19 protein-coding genes are annotated in these 18,974 nt (G+C 72.4%); 12 read left to right on the top strand and 7 right to left on the bottom strand.

The genetic code is table 11. The annotated features are described in order from the left end of the window. The 4 genes from LP52_RS02235 to LP52_RS02220 all read right to left on the bottom strand — a co-directional run. Positions 1-337: hypothetical protein (locus tag LP52_RS02235; protein WP_040270362.1), on the bottom strand; the 337-nt coding region annotated here is incomplete at its 3' end. Positions 338-364: 27 nt separating this feature from the next. Beyond that, positions 365-1,783 (bottom strand): hypothetical protein, encoded by a 1,419-nt coding sequence (locus tag LP52_RS02230; RefSeq protein ID WP_040270300.1) that lies wholly within the window; start codon positions 1,781-1,783, stop codon positions 365-367. A gap of 510 nt (positions 1,784-2,293) precedes the next feature. After that, entirely contained in the window at positions 2,294-3,061 is a 768-nt protein-coding gene (locus tag LP52_RS02225) for an HNH endonuclease family protein (protein ID WP_238580690.1), read from the bottom strand. Between the two features lie 54 nt (positions 3,062-3,115). Then, a complete protein-coding gene (locus tag LP52_RS02220; protein ID WP_084722805.1) occupies positions 3,116-4,495 on the bottom strand; it encodes a YhjD/YihY/BrkB family envelope integrity protein in 1,380 nt (459 codons plus the stop codon). Positions 4,496-4,972: 477 nt separating this feature from the next. Here LP52_RS02220 and LP52_RS02215 point away from each other — a divergent pair, with 477 nt between their 5' ends. The 5 genes from LP52_RS02215 to LP52_RS26975 all read left to right on the top strand — a co-directional run bounded on the left by LP52_RS02215 (position 4,973) and on the right by LP52_RS26975 (position 8,894). Continuing rightward, positions 4,973-6,652, top strand: a complete 1,680-nt coding sequence (locus LP52_RS02215) for a nitrite/sulfite reductase (protein WP_040270299.1) — start codon at positions 4,973-4,975, stop codon at positions 6,650-6,652. Positions 6,653-6,767: 115 nt separating this feature from the next. Then, positions 6,768-6,974 carry a hypothetical protein gene (locus tag LP52_RS02210; RefSeq protein WP_040270297.1) on the top strand — a complete coding sequence of 69 codons (207 nt, stop codon included), beginning with the start codon at positions 6,768-6,770 and terminating at the stop codon, positions 6,972-6,974. Continuing rightward, on the top strand, positions 6,971-7,663 hold the full coding sequence (locus LP52_RS02205) for a phosphoadenylyl-sulfate reductase (RefSeq protein ID WP_040270292.1): 693 nt from the start codon (positions 6,971-6,973) through the stop codon (positions 7,661-7,663). The genes LP52_RS02210 and LP52_RS02205 overlap by 4 nt, the downstream gene beginning before the upstream one ends. An 11-nt stretch (positions 7,664-7,674) precedes the next feature. Continuing rightward, the gene (locus LP52_RS02200) at positions 7,675-8,445 is read left to right on the top strand and encodes a sirohydrochlorin chelatase (RefSeq protein ID WP_040270290.1); all 771 of its coding nucleotides are present in this window, start codon (positions 7,675-7,677) and stop codon (positions 8,443-8,445) included. A gap of 269 nt (positions 8,446-8,714) precedes the next feature. Further along, on the top strand, positions 8,715-8,894 hold the full coding sequence (locus tag LP52_RS26975; protein WP_040270288.1) for a PDDEXK family nuclease: 180 nt from the start codon (positions 8,715-8,717) through the stop codon (positions 8,892-8,894). A gap of 84 nt (positions 8,895-8,978) precedes the next feature. Here LP52_RS26975 and LP52_RS28150 read toward each other — a convergent pair whose 3' ends face one another. Then, positions 8,979-9,182, bottom strand: coding sequence for an MmyB family transcriptional regulator (locus LP52_RS28150; RefSeq protein ID WP_274518775.1), 204 nt, complete (start codon positions 9,180-9,182; stop codon positions 8,979-8,981). Positions 9,183-9,463: 281 nt separating this feature from the next. On the opposite strand from LP52_RS28150, the gene LP52_RS02185 reads away from it, so the two are divergent. The 4 genes from LP52_RS02185 (at position 9,464) to LP52_RS02170 (ending at position 15,332) form a co-directional block, all read left to right on the top strand. Then, on the top strand, positions 9,464-11,098 hold the full coding sequence (locus tag LP52_RS02185) for an acyl-CoA dehydrogenase family protein (protein WP_040270284.1): 1,635 nt from the start codon (positions 9,464-9,466) through the stop codon (positions 11,096-11,098). 206 nt (positions 11,099-11,304) lie between these two features. Continuing rightward, positions 11,305-13,428, top strand: coding sequence for a glycogen debranching protein GlgX (glgX, locus tag LP52_RS02180; RefSeq protein WP_040270282.1), 2,124 nt, complete (start codon positions 11,305-11,307; stop codon positions 13,426-13,428). A gap of 95 nt (positions 13,429-13,523) precedes the next feature. After that, entirely contained in the window at positions 13,524-14,294 is a 771-nt protein-coding gene (locus LP52_RS02175; protein WP_040270280.1) for a pyrimidine reductase family protein, read from the top strand. 282 nt (positions 14,295-14,576) lie between these two features. Further along, positions 14,577-15,332, top strand: coding sequence for a GntR family transcriptional regulator (locus LP52_RS02170; protein ID WP_084722803.1), 756 nt, complete (start codon positions 14,577-14,579; stop codon positions 15,330-15,332). Between the two features lie 214 nt (positions 15,333-15,546). Here LP52_RS02170 and LP52_RS02165 read toward each other — a convergent pair whose 3' ends face one another. Next, positions 15,547-15,981 carry a hypothetical protein gene (locus LP52_RS02165; protein ID WP_157036157.1) on the bottom strand — a complete coding sequence of 145 codons (435 nt, stop codon included), beginning with the start codon at positions 15,979-15,981 and terminating at the stop codon, positions 15,547-15,549. A 202-nt stretch (positions 15,982-16,183) separates the two neighbouring features. Here LP52_RS02165 and msrB point away from each other — a divergent pair, with 202 nt between their 5' ends. From msrB to pssA, 3 genes are all read left to right on the top strand, one after another. After that, complete coding sequence (gene msrB / locus LP52_RS02160) at positions 16,184-16,606, top strand: peptide-methionine (R)-S-oxide reductase MsrB (RefSeq protein WP_040270274.1); 423 nt, start codon at positions 16,184-16,186, stop codon at positions 16,604-16,606. 133 nt (positions 16,607-16,739) lie between these two features. After that, positions 16,740-17,408, top strand: coding sequence for a phosphatidylserine decarboxylase (locus LP52_RS02155; RefSeq protein ID WP_040270269.1), 669 nt, complete (start codon positions 16,740-16,742; stop codon positions 17,406-17,408). Positions 17,409-17,439: 31 nt separating this feature from the next. After that, positions 17,440-18,252, top strand: coding sequence for a CDP-diacylglycerol--serine O-phosphatidyltransferase (pssA, locus tag LP52_RS02150; protein WP_052809330.1), 813 nt, complete (start codon positions 17,440-17,442; stop codon positions 18,250-18,252). A gap of 65 nt (positions 18,253-18,317) precedes the next feature. On the opposite strand, the gene hemQ is transcribed toward pssA, so the two are convergent. Further along, positions 18,318-18,959: a hydrogen peroxide-dependent heme synthase gene (gene hemQ / locus LP52_RS02145; RefSeq protein WP_238580695.1), complete on the bottom strand. Its 642-nt coding sequence runs from the start codon at positions 18,957-18,959 to the stop codon at positions 18,318-18,320. Between the last annotated feature and the right edge of the window lie 15 nt (positions 18,960-18,974).

Genomic DNA, 18,974 nt, shown 5'->3' with positions numbered 1-18,974 from the left:
GATCGCCGGGGTCCGGATCGCCGGGGTCCGGATCGCCGCCGCCGTCACCCGGGCCGCCGGGGCCGGGGGTCTCACCGCCGCCGTCCTCTTCGCCGGGGTCCTCGTCGCCGACGTCGAGGTCTTCCAGGGCTCCGCCGAGTCCGAGCTGCGGTTCGACGACCCGCTCTTCCTGCTCGGGCGCAGGCTGCTCCTGCTGCTCAGCAGTCTGCTGCGCAGACTCCTGGGCGTCGGCCGCCGAGTCCGCGTCAGCGGTGTCGGCGTAGGCCGGCGCACCGGCGAAGCCCGCGGCCATGAGGCCGGCCGCGGCCACGCCTATCGCACGTGGTTTCCAGGACATATCGCTCCTTTCTGCTTATCGAGGGGGTTATTCAGGCACGAGGGCGTACAGGTCGCCGTCGGCGACGACGACCGCGCGTCCGCCGAGCAGGCCCCAGGGCCGCGCGACGTCGCCCTCGAGTTCGATCGGTTCGGCGCCGGCGGTGATCGCGACCGCGACCCCGCCCGCCTCGCCGAAGACGGTGCCGCCGGCGGCGCTGACGGCCTGGAAGCCCTCCAGGGCTTCAGCTTCGCCGTCCTGCGGGTCGGCGACGACGGGGCCGAAGGCGGCCGCGCCGGAGCTGTGCCGGAAGACCGCCTCGTCCAAGCCGTCCAGCGGAGCCTCGGCGGCCGCCGCCACCGAGCCGTCCGACCAGTCGTGGAAGGCGAGCACCACGCGGTCGTCCTCCTCGGACCGGCTCCAGGCGGCGACGACATAGCCGCCGTTGGGGCCGCCGCCCGCGGTGTATACCTCGTCGAGGGTGTCGGCGCCCTCGGGGGCCTGCGGCTCGACGCTCTCCGTGGTGCCGTCGGGTGCCACCCAGGTCCAAGGGCCCTGCACGACGGCGGCGAGCACCCGTTCGCCGTCGGAGAGCACCGCGCCGGTTCCCCGGGGTTTCTCCACGGAGGCGAGTTCGCCGTCGAGGGGGATCGAGGCGCGACCGTCGGCGATGACCAGTGGCGCGCCGCCGGCGAAGCTGACGTCGGCGCCCTCGGGCAGTGTGATCTCCTCCGGGGTCCCGCCGTCGGGCGGCCACAGCCACAACGCGCCGTCGCCGACCACCGCGACGGCCTCCTCGGTGCCCGCGCGCACGAAGCGCGGAGGGCCCACGACCTCGTCGGCGGACAGGGGGAGGTCGGCGCGCCACCCGGGCTCGCCGCCGGGTCCGACGACGCGCAGCCGCCCCCCGGGGTCGATGTAGGCGGCGAACTCGCCGCCGGGGGCGACGTCGGGCCGGGTGCCCTGGTGCATGGACCGGCGCCAGGCGGCCTGCTCGGTGAATCCGGGCGGCGCCTGCCGGGTCTGCATGGTCACGGCGGGCTGCTCCGCGGGCTCCTCCTCCGGCAGCAGCGCAGACCCGTAGCGCACCGCGGCGACAGCACCGCCGGCGAGGACGACCAGGACGAGCACGGCGCCGACCGCGGCCAGGGCGATACGCCCGCCGCGCTTGGAGGTGCGGTTCCCGCTCAGCAGGGCGGCCTCGGTGCCGCCGGCGGCCCGCACCACACCGGTGGGGCTGACGACCAGCTCCCAGGAGCCGTTGCCGTCGCGGGCGTTGACCAGGACCGGCTTTCCCACGTACGCGGCGTACTCGGCCGCGAGGTCCAGTGCGGCGTTGCGCGTCTCCTTCGGTGTGGCGCCGAAGACCGTGCGCGTATGGCGCTCGACGGTGACTTCGGCGCTGCGCTCGTCGGCGGAGACGACCAGGATCACCGGGCTGCCGTGCGGAGTCGCCTGCTCACTCACGGCCGCCTCCGGGGCCGGGGGCCGCCGCACCGGTGGGGACCGCGTGCGGCGCACGCCGTGGTGGAGACGCTGCGGTCATGTGGGGCCGAACCTGTTCCGTCGCTGAGGGATGCTGTCGTGCCGGACGCTCGGGGCGGGGGTACCGCCGCCGGAATCGGCTGCCTTGCGGGGTCGGCCCGCTGCGAGGAGTCAGCACGGGCCAGAGCGATGATACTTCCGCCCCGCCTGTCCCCCCGGACTCGGTGCGCCTCGGGCGTCGACGGCCGCGGTGGCGGCGGTCTCGGCCGGGTCGCGGGGGCATGCGCCGCCACCTGCGGTGCAGCGGCCGGTGGCGCGCCGCCGTGCACACTATCGCTCGCCGGAAGGCCCTTTTCCCGCCGCTGTCGGCGATCCCGCACTTTCTGGCCACATCCGGCCGCCCAGGACGGTCGTCCGCATCCGGTCGCCCCCGGCTACGGGCCCATCGCTCCACGCACTCCCCGCGGTCCGGGCCGGGCACCGGCACGCGGTTCAGCAGGCCGCCAGCGTCTCCTCGAGAGCGGCGTGGTCGTCGGGAGGCAGGCGGAGGCCGTACTCGTCGACCACGCCCACGTAGGCGACGGCGTAGGTGCAGCGGAACGGCGGATACGGCTGCCACTCCCCCGGCCCGGAGTCGCCTTTGGCCTGGTTGGCCGGTCCGTCGGCGGCGATCAGGTTTCCGGGGTCGTTGCCGAATTCCTCGCGGGTGTCGCGGTCCCACTCGCTCGCGCCCGTTCGCCAGGCCAGCGCCAGCGGCACCACGTGGTCGATCTGGACCTCCATGGGATCGTCGGCGGAGAACTCCACGCGTTCGCCGGTGTAGGGGTCCTCCAGCACGCCGCGGGTGACGGTGCAGTCGTCGGCGACGCGGACCCGGCGCAGGTCGCGGGCGAGGACGTCGTGGCGGGTGGGGCAGCCGTTGCCGTCGGTGTCGATCCAGGAGGAGCCGAACTCGTCGCGCTCGTAGTCCGCGCCGGAGGACTCGGGGGCCACTTCGGCGTCCTGCAGGCGCGACTCGGCCTGCTCGATCCGCTCCGCGCCGGGCGGGGCGGCGGGGCCCGACTCCGGCACAGTGGGCCCCTCGGCGGGCGGAGCCGACGGTGCACCGGAGGGACCGCGGGTGCCGACGTCCGACCACGGCAGCAGGCCGCACCCGGCGACCAGCGCCACGGCGAGCGCGGCGCCGACCGCGCCGGCGGCGCGGCGGGCAGGGCGCGGCAGAGCGCTGAAACGCGAACCGGTGCCGGGGGTGCGGACCAATGTGACCACCTGGCCGGCGCGGAGTGCGGGGATTCGGGAGGAACGCGCCGGTTCCTACGAGGATGCCCCAGGACTCTGCCGATCCTCCTCCCGGGGGTGCGGCGAAGGGCCGGAATCGCCGTCAACCGGGGAGCTTCGGCCCCCGGAGGAGCCGGTCGGCCGATCCGCCGGCTCGGCGGTCTCCCCCGGCTCCGGCTCGGAGGGGCCATCACCGTCGTCCTGCTGTGCGGGCCGGGAGGATTCCGGCTGCGCCGCGCCTCCCCCGTGCCGCCCCGCCGCTGCGCCGCCTTCTGCCCCGCCGGGCTCACCGCTGCGGGGCGCGGGTCCGCCTCGGCGGGCTCCCGCCGCGCCGGGGCCCGGGTCGGTGTCCTCGCTTTCGCGGTCGTCTCCCCAGCTCAGCCGCCGCCACATGCGCGCGGCCAGCTCCGCCGAGGTCTCGGTCGGCACGTCGGGAGCCCCGGTGGCCTGGAGCGCCTCCTCGCGGCGCTCCACCATGCGGCGGGCCCGCTCGTGGCGCCGGGCGGCGATCTCGGCTCGGGCCGCGGCCGTGCGCGGGGTCGGCCACATGGCGTCGATCTCGGCGTTGAGCGCCGACCCGATCAGCACCGCCAGCGCCATCACCCACAGCCATACGAGCACGGCGATGGGCGCCGCCAGCGAGCCGTAGATGGTCACCTGCCCGAAGGAGGCGTCCAGGTACACCCGCAGCGCGCCCGACCCGATCAGCAGGATCAGCATCGCCGCCAGCGCACCGGGCAGGTAGCGCCACAGCGGGGTGTGCACCGGGGTGCTCAGCATGTACAGCATGGCCACGGCCAGCGTCGACAGCGCACCGACCAGGGGCCAGTACAGCAGGTGGAGGTAGCCGACGGTGGCCGGCAGCAGCCGGTGCACCATGTCGGGCCCGGCCACCATGATCGGCAGCACCAGCAGCGCGAACAGCAGCCCGCCCAGGTAGGACACCAGGGCCAGCACGCGGCGGCCCAGATAGCTGCGCAACTCGTCGAGGCCGTAGGCGATGGTGATGGCGTCGATGAAGACGTTCATGGCGCGCGATCCCGACCACAGCGACACGAGGAAGGTCACCGACAGCAGCCCGCCCTGGGCGCCCTGCAGGAACTCGTCGACCAGCGGGGCGACGAGCGTGTCGACGGTCTCGGAGGTGAGCGCCGAGGCGGCGAGGTCGAGCATCCAGCCGCGGATCTCCAGGACGGTGTCGCGGCCCAGGAGCGACTCCATGTGTCCCAGGGTGCCCACGAGTCCCAGCATCAGCGCCGGCAGCGACAGCAGCGAGAAGAAGGCCGACTCCGCGGCCAGCCCGACCACGCGCGCACGGGAGATCGAGCGCACGGTCCGGGCCAGGAGCGCAATCAGCGCACCCGGCACCGGGTAGCGCTCACGCCAGGCCGCCGCCCGCGCTTGGACGGCTTCCACGGTCCGACTCCACCAGGCCCACACACCGCCCAACCTAGGCGCCCGCCCCCGAGAATCCCCTCCCCCAGCGCACCCGTCGGCCGATTCGATAGCCGACCGTGACCGCGGCGCGCCCGACCACAAGGGCGGCCGCCCGTCAAGTGACGAGCTTCACGGTCGACGAGACCCGTGGTATCTGGACAACCGGGTCCGGGACGTGCGATTGTCGAAGACATGATGGCTGTCCTGGACCCGATGCTCTGCGTGCGCCGCCACGTGGACCTTCTTCGCGTCCGCAGCGCCATCTGTCGCAACGTCGGCTGACCCCGCCGCTTCGTATTTCCACGCCCGTTTCTCACAGGGGCGCAAGCGGCGCCGACGTTGGTCCACGCCGAACCACCGCTCCTCCGGGTTCACGATGACGTGCCGGGCAGCGAGGTTCCGCTGTGGTGCGCGCCGGCTCCTGCGCCCCGCGCAATCGCTTCGGAGGACCCCGCGATGCCTCCCACGTCCGCATCGAAGACCGGCGCTCGGCCGCGCCGAGGCGAGGGCCAATGGGCTCTCGGTTACCGGGAACCGCTCAACAAGAACGAAGAGAACAAGAAGAACGATGACGGGCTGAACGTCCAGCAGCGCATCATCGACATCTACTCCAAGGCCGGCTTCGATTCGATCGACCCCGCCGACCTGCGCGGGCGGTTCCGCTGGCTGGGGCTCTACACCCAGCGCGCCCCGGGGATCGACGGCGGCAAGACCGCGGTCCTGGAGCCCGAGGAGCTCGACGACCGCTACTTCATGCTGCGAGTCCGCATCGACGGCGGTCAGCTGAGCGTGGCCCAGCTGCGCGCCATCGGCGAGATCTCCACCACCTACGCGCGCGACACCGCCGACGTCACCGACCGGCAGAACGTCCAGCTGCACTGGATCCGGGTCGAGGACGTCCCCGCGATCTGGGAGAAGCTGGAGTCGGTGGGCCTGTCGACCATGGAGGCCTGCGGCGACACCCCGCGCGTGATCCTGGGCTGCCCGCTGGCCGGCATCGACGCCGACGAGATCGTCGACGCCACCCCGCAGATCCAGCAGGTGAACGAGGAGTACATCGGCAGCCGGCTGTTCTCCAACCTGCCGCGCAAGTTCAAGTCATCGATCTCGGGGTGCTCGGCTTTCTGCACCAACCACGAGATCAACGACGTGTCCTTCGCGGGCGTGATCGGCCCCGACGGCACGCCCGGCTACGACCTGCTGGTCGGCGGCGGGCTGTCGACCAACCCGATGTTCGCCCAGCGGCTGGGCGCTTTCGTGCGCCCCGAGCAGGTCAGCGAGGTCTGGGCGGGCGTCACCTCGGTCTTTCGCGACTACGGCTACCGGCGGCTGCGCCACCGCGCCCGCATCAAGTTCCTGATCAAGGACTGGGGCCCGGAGGCGTTCCGCGAGGTACTCGAGAAGGAGTACCTGGGCTATGCGCTGCCCGACGGCCCCGAGGTGGACATGCGCGAGGGCCAGCAGCGCGATCACATCGGCGTGCACCCCCAGCGCGACGGCCGCAACTACGTCGGCTTCGCCCCGCGCGTGGGGCGGGTGTCGGGCACGCGGCTCTCGCGCATCGCCGACATCGCCGAGGAGCACGGCTCGGACCGCATCCGCACCACCGCCGACCAGAAGCTCGTCGTCCTCGACATCGAGGACGACCGGGTCGGCTCCATCACGGCGGCGCTGGAGGCCGAGGACCTGCAGGTGCGGCCCAGCGTCTTCCGCCGCCAGACCATGGCCTGCACCGGCATCGAGTTCTGCAAGCTGGCCATCGTCGAGACCAAGGACCGCGGCTCCGAGCTGATCGACGAGCTGGAGCGGCGGCTGCCGGACTTTCCCGAGCCGGTGACCATCAACCTCAACGGCTGCCCCAATTCCTGCGCGCGCATCCAGGTGGCCGACATCGGTCTCAAGGGCCAGCTGGTGACCGACGCGAACGGCGAGCAGGTCGAGGGATTCCAGGTGCACCTGGGCGGCGGCATGGGACTCACCCCCTCCTTCGGGCGCAAGGTGCGCGGGCTCAAGACGACGTCGGCGGATCTGCCCGACTACATCGAGCGGGTGCTGCGCCGCTTCCTGGACCAGCGCGAGCAGGACGAGTCGTTCGCCTCGTGGGCGGCCAGGGCCGAGGACGGCGATCTGAAGTGAGCGTGAGGAGTCGGCGCCCGCGGGGCGCCGGCCGCGCGGCCCTGTGCGGCCGGGGCGGGCCCGCCCGCCGCCCGGCCCGAGCGAGCAGCCCGACCGGAGGGGTGAGGAACACACGATGAGCGAGCGCGCCGCCCCCCACTACTGCCCCTACTGCGGGGACGAGGACTTGATGCCGCACGAGGACGACGGGGAATCGGGCTCGGGGTACGCCTGGGCCTGCCTGTCCTGCGCGCGGGTGTTCCGGGTGAAGTTCATCGGCCTGCGGTCGGCCGCCTTCGGCGGATCCGACAGCGGCCGTACACCGACGGATGGGAACGCATGAACGTCACATTGGACGGCCAGGACCTGGCGGACAGGGCCGCGGCCGAACTGGAAGACGCAAGCGCCCAGGAGATCATCCGGTGGGCCTCCGAGACCTTCGGCGACCGGCTGTGCATGACCTCCTCCATGGCCGACGCACTCATGATCGACCTGGCCTCCAAGGTCGTTCCCGGAATCGACGTCATCTTCCTGGACACCGGCTACCACTTCGCCGAGACCATCGGCACGCGCGACGCTGTGGAGGCCGTCTACCCCATCAACCTGATCAACGCGGAGCCGCAGCGCAGCGTGGCCGAGCAGGACCGCGATCTGGGGCCGCGGCTGTACGGCCGCAACCCCAACATCTGCTGCTACCTGCGCAAGGTCGAGCCGCTGCAGCGCGCGCTGGAGCCCTATGAAGCGTGGCTGACCGGCGTGCGCCGCGACGAGGCGGTCACGCGCCGCGGGACCAAGGTGGTGCAGTGGGACCGCCGCAGGAAGATGGTCAAGGTCAACCCCATCGCCCGGTGGACCAAGGAGGACGTCGACACCTACATCGAGGAGAAGAGCGTCCTGGTCAATCCCCTGCAGTACGACGGCTACCCCTCGATCGGCTGCGCCCCCTGCACCCGACAGGTGGCCGAGGGCGAGGACCCGCGCAGCGGCCGCTGGGCGGGGATGAGCAAGACCGAGTGCGGCATCCATCTGTGAGTGGGATCGAGATGAGCGCAGAGAATACCGCCGGGGCACCGCTGGTGGCCGTGGCCCACGGCAGCGCCGACGCACGCTCGGCGCGCGCGGTCGAGGCCCTGTTCGAGCGTGTGCGCGCGCTGCGGCCGGACCTGGACGTGCGGGTGGCCTACCTGGACCACGTGGCGCCCGAGGCCGAGGAAGCGCTGCGGGGCCTGGCGGCCGAAGGCGCCGGCGAGGCCGTGGTGCTGCCGGCGCTGCTGACCGCCGCTTACCACAGCAAGGTCGACTTGCCCGCGGCGCTGGACCGGGTGCGGGAGGCGTGCCCGTGGCTGCGGGTGCACTACGGCGCGACGCTGGGTCCGCACCCGCTGCTGCTGGAGGCGCTGGAGCGGCGCCTGGCCCAGACGCCGGGGGCGCACGGTGAGGGCACCTCCCTGGTGCTGGCCTCGGCGGGGTCCAGCCATGCCGACGCCAACGCGGTGATCGCCGACACCGCCGCCGAGCTGGAGCGCCGGGGCCCGTGGGAGCGTGTCGTACCGGCCTTCGCCTCGGCCGCCTCGCCCACCCCGGGCGAGGCGGTAGCGGGCCTGTACGCCCAAGGGGCCCCTCGGGTGGCCGTGGCCGACTACCTGCTGGCGCCGGGCTACTTCGCCGACAGGGTGGCCGAGCAGGCGGCCGCCGAGGGCGCGGTGGCGGTCGCGCCGGTGCTCGGCGACGCCCCGGAGGTGGCCGATGTGGTGCTGCGCCGCTACGACGAGGCCCTGGGCCGGGTGCCGGTGCCGGACGCGGCGGCGCGGTAGCCGGCGTCGGACCGACCCGACGCCGGTGCCCGCGCTCGCAGCGGCGAAGGGCGTCCGGGCCGGGGCGAAGCCTTCGGCGCTGTACCGCGGGCCCGGCGCGGACCTGGCCGCGATAGGACCCGGTCACTAGGCTTACGAGGTGAAGACTGCGGCTTTCCCGGACACGGAGAGAGGTCGCTCCCTGAGATGGCGGCGTCTCGAAGAGGAGCGGAACCCGTGTCCGTTGCTGCAGCAGAACCTTCTACGGCGGGCTCTCCCACCGCTGCGGGATGGGGATTCCGGACTACCTCCCGGTGGACCCCCGCGACGGGTCGGTCACCTGCTGCTCGGATCCGCGCGAGGGCCGCTTCCAGGCCGTGCGCCGGATGAGGTTCGGCGACACCGTCGTCCTGCCCGAACCGCTGCGAAACGTCCGTATCGAGACCGGAGACCTTCCCCGCTACTCCTGACCCCCAGGGGTCTCGGGGCGAGGTCGACCGCGTCGGACGGCTCCCCGTTCCTCGCGGGCCGACGCGGTACAGGTCGCCCCCCAGTCAGCTCGCGAAGGCCTCGGCGCCCGCCACCGGTCGCAGGCGTCCGTCGCTGAGAGAGCCCGGCTCGGCGGTGTAGGTCAGCAGGGTCTGCTCCGGCACGCCGGGCAACGGCATCTTCTCGAAGCACGGTTCCAGCTCGCCTGCGCGTGGGTGACGGAGCCGGTGGGTGCCGTGGCGTCGCTCGCGCACCTCGCGGGCCGCGATGTACGGCTGGACGACGACGTGACGGACCGGATCGACGAGAGCGTAGCCCCGGCACCGGCCTCGATCGCGAAACGACCTTCCACTCCCCGCCCCGCGCCGACGGAGGCGCCTGCGCCGCCGCTGAGCGGCGCCGACCGCGGTCTCGACGCACCGGCGGCCCCCGTCGCCGAGGCGCTCGGCGCCGGACGGCGCGCGCCCGGCCTCCAGTGCACCGCCGAACGCTAGGCTGGCCCCATCGGGACCGAATCCGGTTCGGTAGTCGTCGAAGGGAAGGCTGCTCCATGCCCCCCACGCACGAGGTTTTCAACCAGCCCGAGCCGCTGGAGAACCACGACGTCGCCGCCGATCCCGCCCTGTTGTCCGGGCTGGAGCGCGAGGAGGCCGGTTGGGCGGCCGCGGAGGTGCACGAGCTGGGCCGCCTGGCCGGCACCGCCCGCGCCCAGGCCTGGGGCGAGCAGGCCAACGCCAACGAGCCGGTACTGCGCACCCACGACCGCTACGGCCACCGCGTGGACGAGGTCGACTTCCATCCCGCCTGGCACGTCCTGATGGACACCGCTGTGACCCACGGGCTGCACGCCGCGCCGTGGGCCGACGACCGCGCCGGCGCCCACGTCGCCCGCGCCGCCAAGTTCTACACCTGGTCGCAGGTGGAGAACGGGCACGGCTGCCCGATCTCGATGACGTATGCGTCGGTGCCCGCGCTGCGCCACTCCCCCGACCTGGCCGCGCGCCTTGAGCCGCTGCTTTCGGCGCGCACCTACGATTTCGGGCTGCGCCCGCCCGAGTCGAAGAGCGGTCTCCTCGCCGGCATGTCGATGACCGAGAAGCAGGGCGGCTCCGACGTGCGCGCCAACACCACGCGCGCCGTGCCTGCCGAAAGCGGCGGCTACCGCCTCACCGGGCACAAGTGGTTCACCTCGGCGCCGATGGGCGACCTCTTTCTGACCCTGGCCCAGTCGCCCGACGGGCTGAGTTGCTTCCTGGTGCCGCGCGTGCTGGAGGACGGCACCCGCAACGCGCTGGCGATCCAGCGGATCAAGGACAAACTGGGCAACCGGTCCAACGCCTCGGCGGAGGTGGAGTACGACGGCGCCTGGGCCTGGCCGGTGGGCGAGCCGGGCCGCGGCGTGCGCACCATCATCGAGATGGTCAACGGCACCCGGTTGGACTGCGTGATCGGCTCGGCGGCGGGCATGCGCGCCGGGCTGGTGCAGGCGGTCCACCACGCTTGCCGGCGCCGTGCGTTCGGGAGCGCGCTGATCGACCAGCCGCTGATGCGCAATGTGCTGGCCGATCTCACCCTGGAGTCCGAGGCCGCGACCGCCCTGATGATGCGCCTTGCCGGCGCTGCCGACCGGGCGGTCCGCGGCGACGAGGGCGAAGCCGCCTTCCGCCGGATCGCGGTGGCCGTCGGCAAGTTCTGGGTGACCAAGCGGTTGGCCGCACACTCCGCCGAAGCGCTGGAGTGCCTGGGCGGTAACGGCTATGTTGAGGAATCGGGCATGCCCCGGCTGTTCCGGGAGTCCCCGTTGAACTCGATCTGGGAGGGCTCGGGAAACGTCGCGGCGCTGGACGTGCTGCGGGCGTTGGGACGCCACCCCGAGGGGGCCGAGGCGTTCGTCGGCGAACTTCGCCGGGCCGAGGGCGTCGATCCCCGTTTCGACGATGCGCTGAAGGGACTGCTGGATCTGCTGCACGACACCGAGGAGATCGAGTTCCGGGCGCGCCGCCTCGTGGAGTCCATGGCGCTGCTGCTGCAAGCCTCGCTGCTGATCCGGCACAGCCCCGGGCCCGTCGCCGACGCGTTCACCGCCTCGCGTCTGGGCGGCGACTGGGGGCGTGTCTTCGGGACGCTGCCGCGGGGCACCGACACCGCCGCGATCATCGACCGCGGCAGCCCCAAGCCGGCATAGGCCCGCGCGGCCGACGAGGGCGTCCGCAATCTTCGATCCGGGCACAGCCGCCGGGACCGAAACCGCATCCCAAAGCGGCAAGTGAGGCGGAAACGGGCATTGCACCCGCGGTGACCTGCAAGATTCGGCAAGGGGAGGAATATTCGCGCGGCCAGGACGGAACAACCATCTCGTCACAGGACGAATGAGAAACGAGATTGCTTGCCATGGTGGAAGTCTGGCCTGGTTCCCCCTACCCCCTCGGTGCCACCTACGACGGGTCGGGGACCAACTTCTCGCTGTTCTCCGAGGCCGCAGAGCGCGTCGAGCTGTGCCTCTTCGGCGAGCGCGGCGGCGAGACCCGGGTGGCGCTGACCGAGAACGACGGATTCGTCTGGCACGGCTACCTGCCCGGCGTCGGACCGGGGCAGCGCTACGGTTACCGGGTCCACGGCCCCTACGCGCCCGAGCACGGGCAGCGGTGCAACCCGAACAAGCTGCTGATCGACCCCTACACCAAGGCGATCGACGGTGACGTGGACTGGCACGAGTCGCTGTTCAGCTACCACTTCGACGACCCGAGCCGGCGCAACAACCGCGACAGCGCACCCTATGTGCCCAAGTGCGTGGTCGTCAGCCCCTACTTCGACTGGGGCAACTCCGCCCGTCCGCGCATCCCCTACCACCAGACGGTCGTCTACGAGTCCCATGTGCGCGGGCTGACCATGCGCCACCCCGACATCCCCGAGCACCAGCGCGGCACCTACGCGGGGCTGGCCCACCCGGTGATGATCGACTACCTGACCTCGCTGGGCGCCACGGCGGTGGAGCTGATGCCGGTCCACCACTTCGTACCCGAGCACGCCCTGGTGGCGCGCGGCCTGACCAACTACTGGGGCTACAACACCCTGGCCTACCTCGCCCCGCACGCCCGCTACGCGGCCAACGGCGCGCGCGGCGAGCAGGTGCAGGAGTTCAAGGCCATGGTCAAGTCGCTGCATGAGGCCGGCATCGAGGTGCTGCTCGACGTGGTCTACAACCACACGGTCGAGGGCGACCACATGGGGCCGACGCTGTCGCTGCGCGGCATCGACAACCTCAGCTACTACCGGGTGGCCGACGACGACCAGCGCTACTACCTCGACTACACCGGCTGCGGAAACAGCCTCAACGTGCGCCATCCGCACGCGCTGCAGCTGATCATGGATTCGCTGCGCTACTGGGTGACCGAGATGCACGTCGACGGCTTCCGCTTCGACCTGGCCTCGGCGCTGGCGCGGGAGTTCCACGACGTCGACCGGCTCAGCACCTTCTTCGACATCGTCCAGCAGGACCCGGTCATCTCCCAGGTCAAGCTGATCGCCGAGCCCTGGGACGTGGGCCCGGGCGGCTACCAGGTCGGCAACTTCCCGCCGTTGTGGACCGAGTGGAACGGCAAGTACCGCGACACGGTGCGCGACTTCTGGCGCGGCGAGCCGGTGGTGCCCGAACTCGCCTCCCGGCTGGCCGGCTCCAGCGACCTCTACCAGGACGACGGCCGCCGCCCGGTGGCCTCGGTCAACTTCGTCACCTGCCACGACGGCTTCACACTGGCCGACCTGGTCTCCTACGAGGGCAAGCACAACGAGGCCAACGGCGAGGGCAACCGCGACGGCACCGACGACAACCGCTCCTCCAACCACGGCGTCGAGGGCCCCAGCGAACGACCCGAGGTGGTCACCCTGCGCCGCCGCCAGGTGCGCAACTTCCTTGCCACGATGTTCTGCTCGCAGGGCGTGGTGATGCTCTCCCACGGCGACGAGATCGGCCGCACCCAGGGCGGCAACAACAACGCCTACTGCCAGGACAACGAGATCGCCTGGGTCGACTGGAAGCACGCCGACGAGGAGTCGGACCTGCTGGAGTTCGTGCGCGGGCTGGCGCGGCTGCGCCGCGAGCACCCGGTGTTCCGGCGGCGCCGGTTCTTCCAGGGGCGCAAGGCGGGCAGCAGCGGCCTGCCCGACATCGCCTGGCTGCGCGCCGACGGCAAGCCCATGGAAGACGACGACTGGAACGCGGGCGGGCACGTGCTCGGCGCGTTCCTCAACGGGGACGCCATCAGCGAGCCCGACCCGCGGGGCCGTCCGGTGCGCGACGACTCCTTCCTGCTGCTGCTCAACAACGGCGACGAACCGGTGGAGTTCGCCCTGCCCGGCGAGGAGTACGGCAGCGCGTGGGAGACCGCACTGGACACCGCCGAGCCCGACACCGCCGACCGCCCCCTGGTGCCGGCCTCGGGCACCGTGCGGGTGATCGACCGCGCACTGCTGCTGCTGCGCCGCGTATCCGACCGCCAGAACACGCGCGGCTGAGGCCCGGCGCGGCGACCGGTGCGAGCGGCGCGGCACGCCCGGTAGCGGCGGACCCCGGCGAGCCGCGGAGGCCCGCGTTGTCTAGGCTCGCACCCATGACTTCCGCTTCCCTCTACGCCGCAGGTCAGGGCCCCCGTTTTCGCGCGCTGCTGCCGCATCCGCAGGCAGACGCCGACATCGTGGCCGCCTATGCCTATCCCGACGGCCTCACGCGGCCCTGGCTGCGCGCCAACATGGTCTCCAGCGCCGACGGCGGTGCCTGGGGCCCCTCGGGCCGTACCGTCGACCTGTCCTCGCCGCCCGACCGCGCTGTGATGAGCGTGCTGCGCGGGCAGGCCGACGTGGTGCTGGCGGGCGCGGCGACCGCGCGCATCGAGGGCTACCGGCCGGTGCGCCCGCGCGAGCTGTGGGGCGATCTGCGCGAAGGGCGCACCGAGACGCCTCCGCTGGCGGTGGTCACCCGCACCCTGGACGTGCATCCCGACGTGCTCAAGGGTGCGCCGCCGCAGTCGCGGACCATCGTGATCACCACGGAGTCGGCTCCGGCCGACCGGCGCCGCGAGGCCGCGCAGACCGCCGACGTGGTCGTGGCCGGCCGGGAGTGGGTGCGCCCGGAGGCGGCGCTGGACGCGCTGGCCGAGCGCGGGCTGTACCGGGTGCTGACGGAGGGCGGTCCGCACCTGCTGGCCGAGTTCGCCGCGGCGGGGCTGCTGGACGAGTTGTGCCTGACGCTGAGTCCGCGCCTGCTGGGCCCGGCGTCCGCGCGGATCGTGGCCGGCGATGCGCCCTCCCACACCCGCGACCTGCATATGGAGGGCCTCCTGGAGTCGGAGGGCTCGCTGTTCATCAGGTACACACGGCCCTGATCCGCGGTCGGGACGGGATTCCGGGCTCGGGGTGCGACGACCTGCGCGCGGCGGTTGCGTCCGGTTCCGGCCCGCCGCCGGCAACGCATAAACGAACCGTCAACGGGACATACCCGGAGTGTGGTTCGGTATCACCCTCCGCCCTATGCGGGTAAGAAATAAGACAATCGGCAAGTTTCCCGTCCCTGATCCCGCTCCCCCAGCGAACGCGGCGCGGCCCCGGCCGGATCGCCGCTCCCCTGTCCGCCGTCCCAGTGCTTTCCGGGCGAGAGGATGAACGCAGTGCCGACGTCCGAAAACGACTCACCGCTCTACCGCGAGATCGCCGAGGATGTGCGAGCCGCCATCGCCTCGGGACGGCTCTCCCACGGAGACCGCGTTCCAGGCGAAAACGACCTGATGAAGCAGTACGGCGTCGCTCGGGCAACGGCCCGCCAGGCCCTGTCGGTACTGATCAACGAGGGCATCGTCGTAGCGATCCGCGGTTCAGGGGTCTACGTCCGCACCTTCCGGCCACTGCGCAGGCACGGTCCGCGGCGGCTGTCGCGCGAGCTGTGGGGGGCCGGGCGCGCCATCTGGCAGGCCGACGCCGCCGACGGCTCATTCGAGACCGACAGTGTCGAGGTGGCCACCGCCCCCGCTCCCGCCTACGTGGCCCGCGCGCTGGGGTTGGACGACGAGGCGCCGGTGGTGCGGCGCCACCGGCGCTACCGCCTGGCGCAGCGACCGATGCAGCTGGCCACCTCCTACCTGCCGGCCGAGCTGGCCCGGGCCACGGCCATCGCCGAGTCCGACACCGGTCCCGGCGGCATCTACGCCCGCCTGGCCGAGCAGGGGCGGGCCCCCGCCCACTTCACCGAGGAGATCCGGGTACGCATGCCCACGCCCGACGAGTCGGACGCGCTGGCCCTTGAGCGGGGCACCCCGGTGCTGGACGTCCTGCGCACCGCTTTGACCGCCGAGCACACGCCGGTGGAGTTCAACGAGATGACCCTGGACGGCTCGGCCTACGTGCTGCAGTACGACTTCGACGCCTGAGCCGCGCGGGCGGGGCGCGGCCCGGCACCGTTGCGGCCGCGCCCCGCCGGGCGCCCGGTGACGCGGCGCGTGTTCGCGCCCGTATGGAGGCGGAGGTTCGCCGGGGCCTGCTGCGCCCCGCCGGCGGTCCTGTGCGGGTAGGCGCGGTGCCGTGTGCGCTCGGCGCGCCGGGAGGGTGCGGCCCCGGCCCGCTGGGCGAGCCGGGTGCCTGAACCTACCGACGCCCCCGCGCCCGGTCCGCCCCCGCCCGGTCTCCGTCGACCGAAGCGAAGACCAGGAAGACCAGGACGCTGAGGACTCCTCCAACGGCGACCGCCCCGCCCGCGGCGGGAAGGACGTCGCCGGCATCGCTCGCCACCCACCGGCTGAGGGCGAACCCCAGCAGGCCGGCCACGGCCAGCGATCCGAGGGCGACCACACAGAGCAGCACGAACAGCTTCCCGTCGGTCCACGGGCCCGGACGCATCCGGACCGCGCGCAGGGCCGCGGCACCGGCGGTGAGCCGGCCGACCCAGACGACCTCGGAAGCGGCTGCGGCGAGTGCGCTCCACCCCGGCCGGGTCTCCTCGCGGAGCCGGACGAGCTGGTGATCGACCCAGAGGCGGTAGTAGCGGGCCCACCCCACACGGAGCGGCTGTCGGTGAATCAATGGCTGTCGGTACGAAACCAGCATTGTCACACTCCCGGCTGCCAGTAGCCTCACTACGTTCCGTACCCGAACGCCTTTCCGGCGAACTTCCCAGCGGTGAAGAAACAGGCATTCATCAGCCCACGCCGCGTTGACTCCGCATCGACCGACCATTGGCGCCTCAACCGGGCGAAGAAGTGCGAATCGAGGTAGCGTCACCGGTATGGATGAAACAACCGGCTCTGTGCACAAGTCCGAGGAGGAGTGGCGGTCGGTCCTCGATCCGGAGGCCTTCGCGGTGCTGCGCCAGGGCGCCACCGAGCGCCCTTGGAGCGGCGAGTACGTCTCCACCTCGGCTACCGGGGTCTACCGCTGCCGCGCCTGCGGCACCGAGCTGTTCCGCTCCGATGAGAAGTTCGAGTCCCACTGCGGCTGGCCGAGCTTCTTCGATCCCGCCGAGAGCGAGGCCGTGAAGCTGTACGAGGACCGCTCGATGGGTATGGTTCGCACCGAGGTGCGCTGCGCGCACTGCGACTCCCACCTCGGCCACGTCTTCTACGGCGAGGGATACGACACGCCCACCGACGCCCGCTACTGCATCAACTCCGTGGCCCTCACGCTGGAGGCAGACGACTCAGTGCAATAGCATCCTCCTTCATGGGTTCACTCGGCTGGTGATCTCGGGACCTCCAGCCGTTACGATCGCTGTGCCCGCCCACGCGCGCGCAGCAGCGCACGGCGCGGGTCGAGTTCCGGCCCGCCTCCGACGGAAGTTGGCAATGACCGAACACGACCGGCAGACCCCGGCCCCCGCCCGCGCTCCCGGACGCAACCGCACGGGCCTGGCCCGCGGCTCGGCGCCGTGGCTGCTGCCCGCGTTCGCCCTGGTCCTCGCCTTGGCCGCCGCATCTGTCGCCGTGCCCCTACTGCTGGTGGCCGCCATCCCCGCCGGCGCGCTGGCACTGGGGATGGTGTGGTTCTTCCGCGATCCCGAGCGCGTCGCCGCCGATGCCGGGCTGGCCTGTGCGGCCGACGGCGTCGTGCAGTTCATCGACCCCCAGACCGACGGCCGCACCCGCGTCGCCGTCTTCATGAACCCCCTGAACGTGCATGTCAACCGTGCACCGCTGGAAGGGGCCGTGGCCGGTGTCGAACACCGGCCCGGCGGCTTCCGACCTGCATTCGACAAGGACAGCGAGCGTAATGAGCGCGTCATCTGGACCTTCCAAACCGAGATCGGCGAGGTCACGGTCGTTCAAATCGCCGGCGCGATGGTCCGGCGTATCGTCCCGTATCTCGCTGAGGGGCAGAAGGTGGAGAAGGGGCAGAGGATCGGCCTCATCCGCTTCGGCTCCCGTGTCGACGTCTACCTTCCGCCGGGGATCGCCCCGGCGGTGGAGGTCGGCCAGAAGGTTCGAGCCGGAGAAACCCGCCTCGACCGGGACTGAGACCGTGAACACCCCCGCCGACGGCATCCCGGTGGCGGCCACGGGGGGCGGAGCCGTGGCCGAGGCGCCCGCGCCCCGGCTGCGCCTGGCGCTGGCCGACTACCTGACGCTGGGCAACGCGCTGTGCGGGTTCATGGCGGTCTGGCAGCTGGCGGCGGCCCAGTCGGCCCACATCGCCGCAGGAGTCTCCGGCCCGATGGACCGCGGCGCCATCGCGGTCGCCGTGGTACTGCTGCTGGTCGCGGCGGGCTGCGACCTGTTCGACGGCCGGGTGGCGCGCAAGCTCGGCAGCAGCGGAATGGGCGCCGAGCTGGACAACCTCGCCGACGTCATCAGCTTCGGCTTCGCGCCCGCCTTCTTCGTCGTCGCCTGGGGCACCCTCAGCGGCGAGGGCGGCGCACTGCCCGTCGCCGCCGCGGCCGCGGTGCTGCTGGCGGTGGTGGTGCGTCTGGCGCGGTTCTCCTGCCAGAGCTCGGACTGCGGCAACTTCACCGGGCTGCCCAGCCCGTTCGGAGCCATGGCCGTGATCACCGTCGTACTGCTGGACCCGCCGGTGCTGCTGGGCACGGCCGCGGTAGTGGCGGTGGCCTGGCTCATGGTCAGCCGTATCGAGTACCCCAAGCCGCGCGGCCGCGCCGCCTACGCGGTGCTGCTCTGGATCGCGGGCAGCGTGGCGTGCCTGACCCTGTGGGCGATGAACGCACCGGCCGGCGACGCGCTGCTGTACTCCGGCTCCAGTCTGGTCCTGGTGCTGCTGGCTGCGGTTCCGGTCTACCTGCTCGCCACCCGCCGCCACCCCCGCGCGGGCACAGCCATGCCGCCGCCCGCCGAGCCCGTGGACTGAGGGCGCCGGCAGGCGGAGCGGGACCCGCCCGCCCGCCCGCCGGCGCGCGACCGGCCCCGCCGGGCTCAGGCCAGCGCCTCCACCAGCTCGGCCGGGCTCTTGCGGCGGCCGGTGTAGAAGGGGATCTCCACACGGGTGTGGCGGCGCGCCTCGGCTGCGCGCAGGCGGCGCATCAGGTCGACGATGCGGTGCAGTTCGCCGGCCTCGAAGGCCAGCATCCACTCGTAGTCGCTCAGCCCGAAGGTGGAGACGGTGTTCGCGCGGACGTCGGGGTAGGGCGCGGCCATCTTGCCGTGCTCGGCCAGCATGGCGCGGCGCTCCTCGTCGGGCAGCAGATACCACTCGTAGGAGCGTACGAACGGGTAGATGCACAGGTGCTCGCCCGGCTCCTCGCCGGCCAGGAAAGCCGGGACGTGGCCGCGGTTGAACTCGGCCGGGCGGTGCAGGCCCACCACCGACCACACCGGTGTGCTCACCCGGCCCAGCCGCGTGCGGCGGAACGAGGCGTACATCTCCTGCACCGCCTCGGAACTCTCACCGATCCACCAGAACATCATGTCGGCGTCGGCGCGGAACCCCTGCACGTCGTAGCACCCGCGCGTGGTCACGCCCTTGCCGGCCGCGCCGTCGAACAGCGCGCCCAGCTCCTCGCCGGCGGCGGCGCGGTCGGTGCCGGAGAGGTCCCCGGCCTTGAACACCGACCACATGGTGTAGCGGATGAG

Origin of the sequence: Streptomonospora alba, assembly GCF_000826685.1 — a bacterium.
Classification (GTDB): Bacteria; Actinomycetota; Actinomycetes; order Streptosporangiales; family Streptosporangiaceae; genus Streptomonospora; species Streptomonospora alba.
The sequence above is the reverse complement of the archived record's forward strand: the minus strand, read 5'-3'. Positions and strand labels throughout refer to the sequence as shown.

Bases quoted from the DNA above. Each gene is read 5' to 3' on its own strand.
- LP52_RS02200 (WP_040270290.1), top strand. From the start codon at position 7,675: ATGAGCGCAGAGAATACCGCCGGGGCACCGCTGGTGGCCGTGGCCCAC.
- LP52_RS02185 (WP_040270284.1), top strand. From the start codon at position 9,464: ATGCCCCCCACGCACGAGGTTTTCAACCAGCCCGAGCCGCTGGAGAAC.
- LP52_RS02155 (WP_040270269.1), top strand. From the start codon at position 16,740: ATGACCGAACACGACCGGCAGACCCCGGCCCCCGCCCGCGCTCCCGGA.
- LP52_RS26975 (WP_040270288.1), top strand. From the start codon at position 8,715: ATGGGGATTCCGGACTACCTCCCGGTGGACCCCCGCGACGGGTCGGTC.
- LP52_RS02205 (WP_040270292.1), top strand. From the start codon at position 6,971: ATGAACGTCACATTGGACGGCCAGGACCTGGCGGACAGGGCCGCGGCC.
- LP52_RS02175 (WP_040270280.1), top strand. From the start codon at position 13,524: ATGACTTCCGCTTCCCTCTACGCCGCAGGTCAGGGCCCCCGTTTTCGC.
- msrB (WP_040270274.1), top strand. From the start codon at position 16,184: ATGGATGAAACAACCGGCTCTGTGCACAAGTCCGAGGAGGAGTGGCGG.
- glgX (WP_040270282.1), top strand. From the start codon at position 11,305: ATGGTGGAAGTCTGGCCTGGTTCCCCCTACCCCCTCGGTGCCACCTAC.
- LP52_RS02210 (WP_040270297.1), top strand. From the start codon at position 6,768: ATGAGCGAGCGCGCCGCCCCCCACTACTGCCCCTACTGCGGGGACGAG.
- hemQ (WP_238580695.1), bottom strand. From the start codon at position 18,959: ATGTGGTCGGTGTTCAAGGCCGGGGACCTCTCCGGCACCGACCGCGCC.
- LP52_RS02215 (WP_040270299.1), top strand. From the start codon at position 4,973: ATGCCTCCCACGTCCGCATCGAAGACCGGCGCTCGGCCGCGCCGAGGC.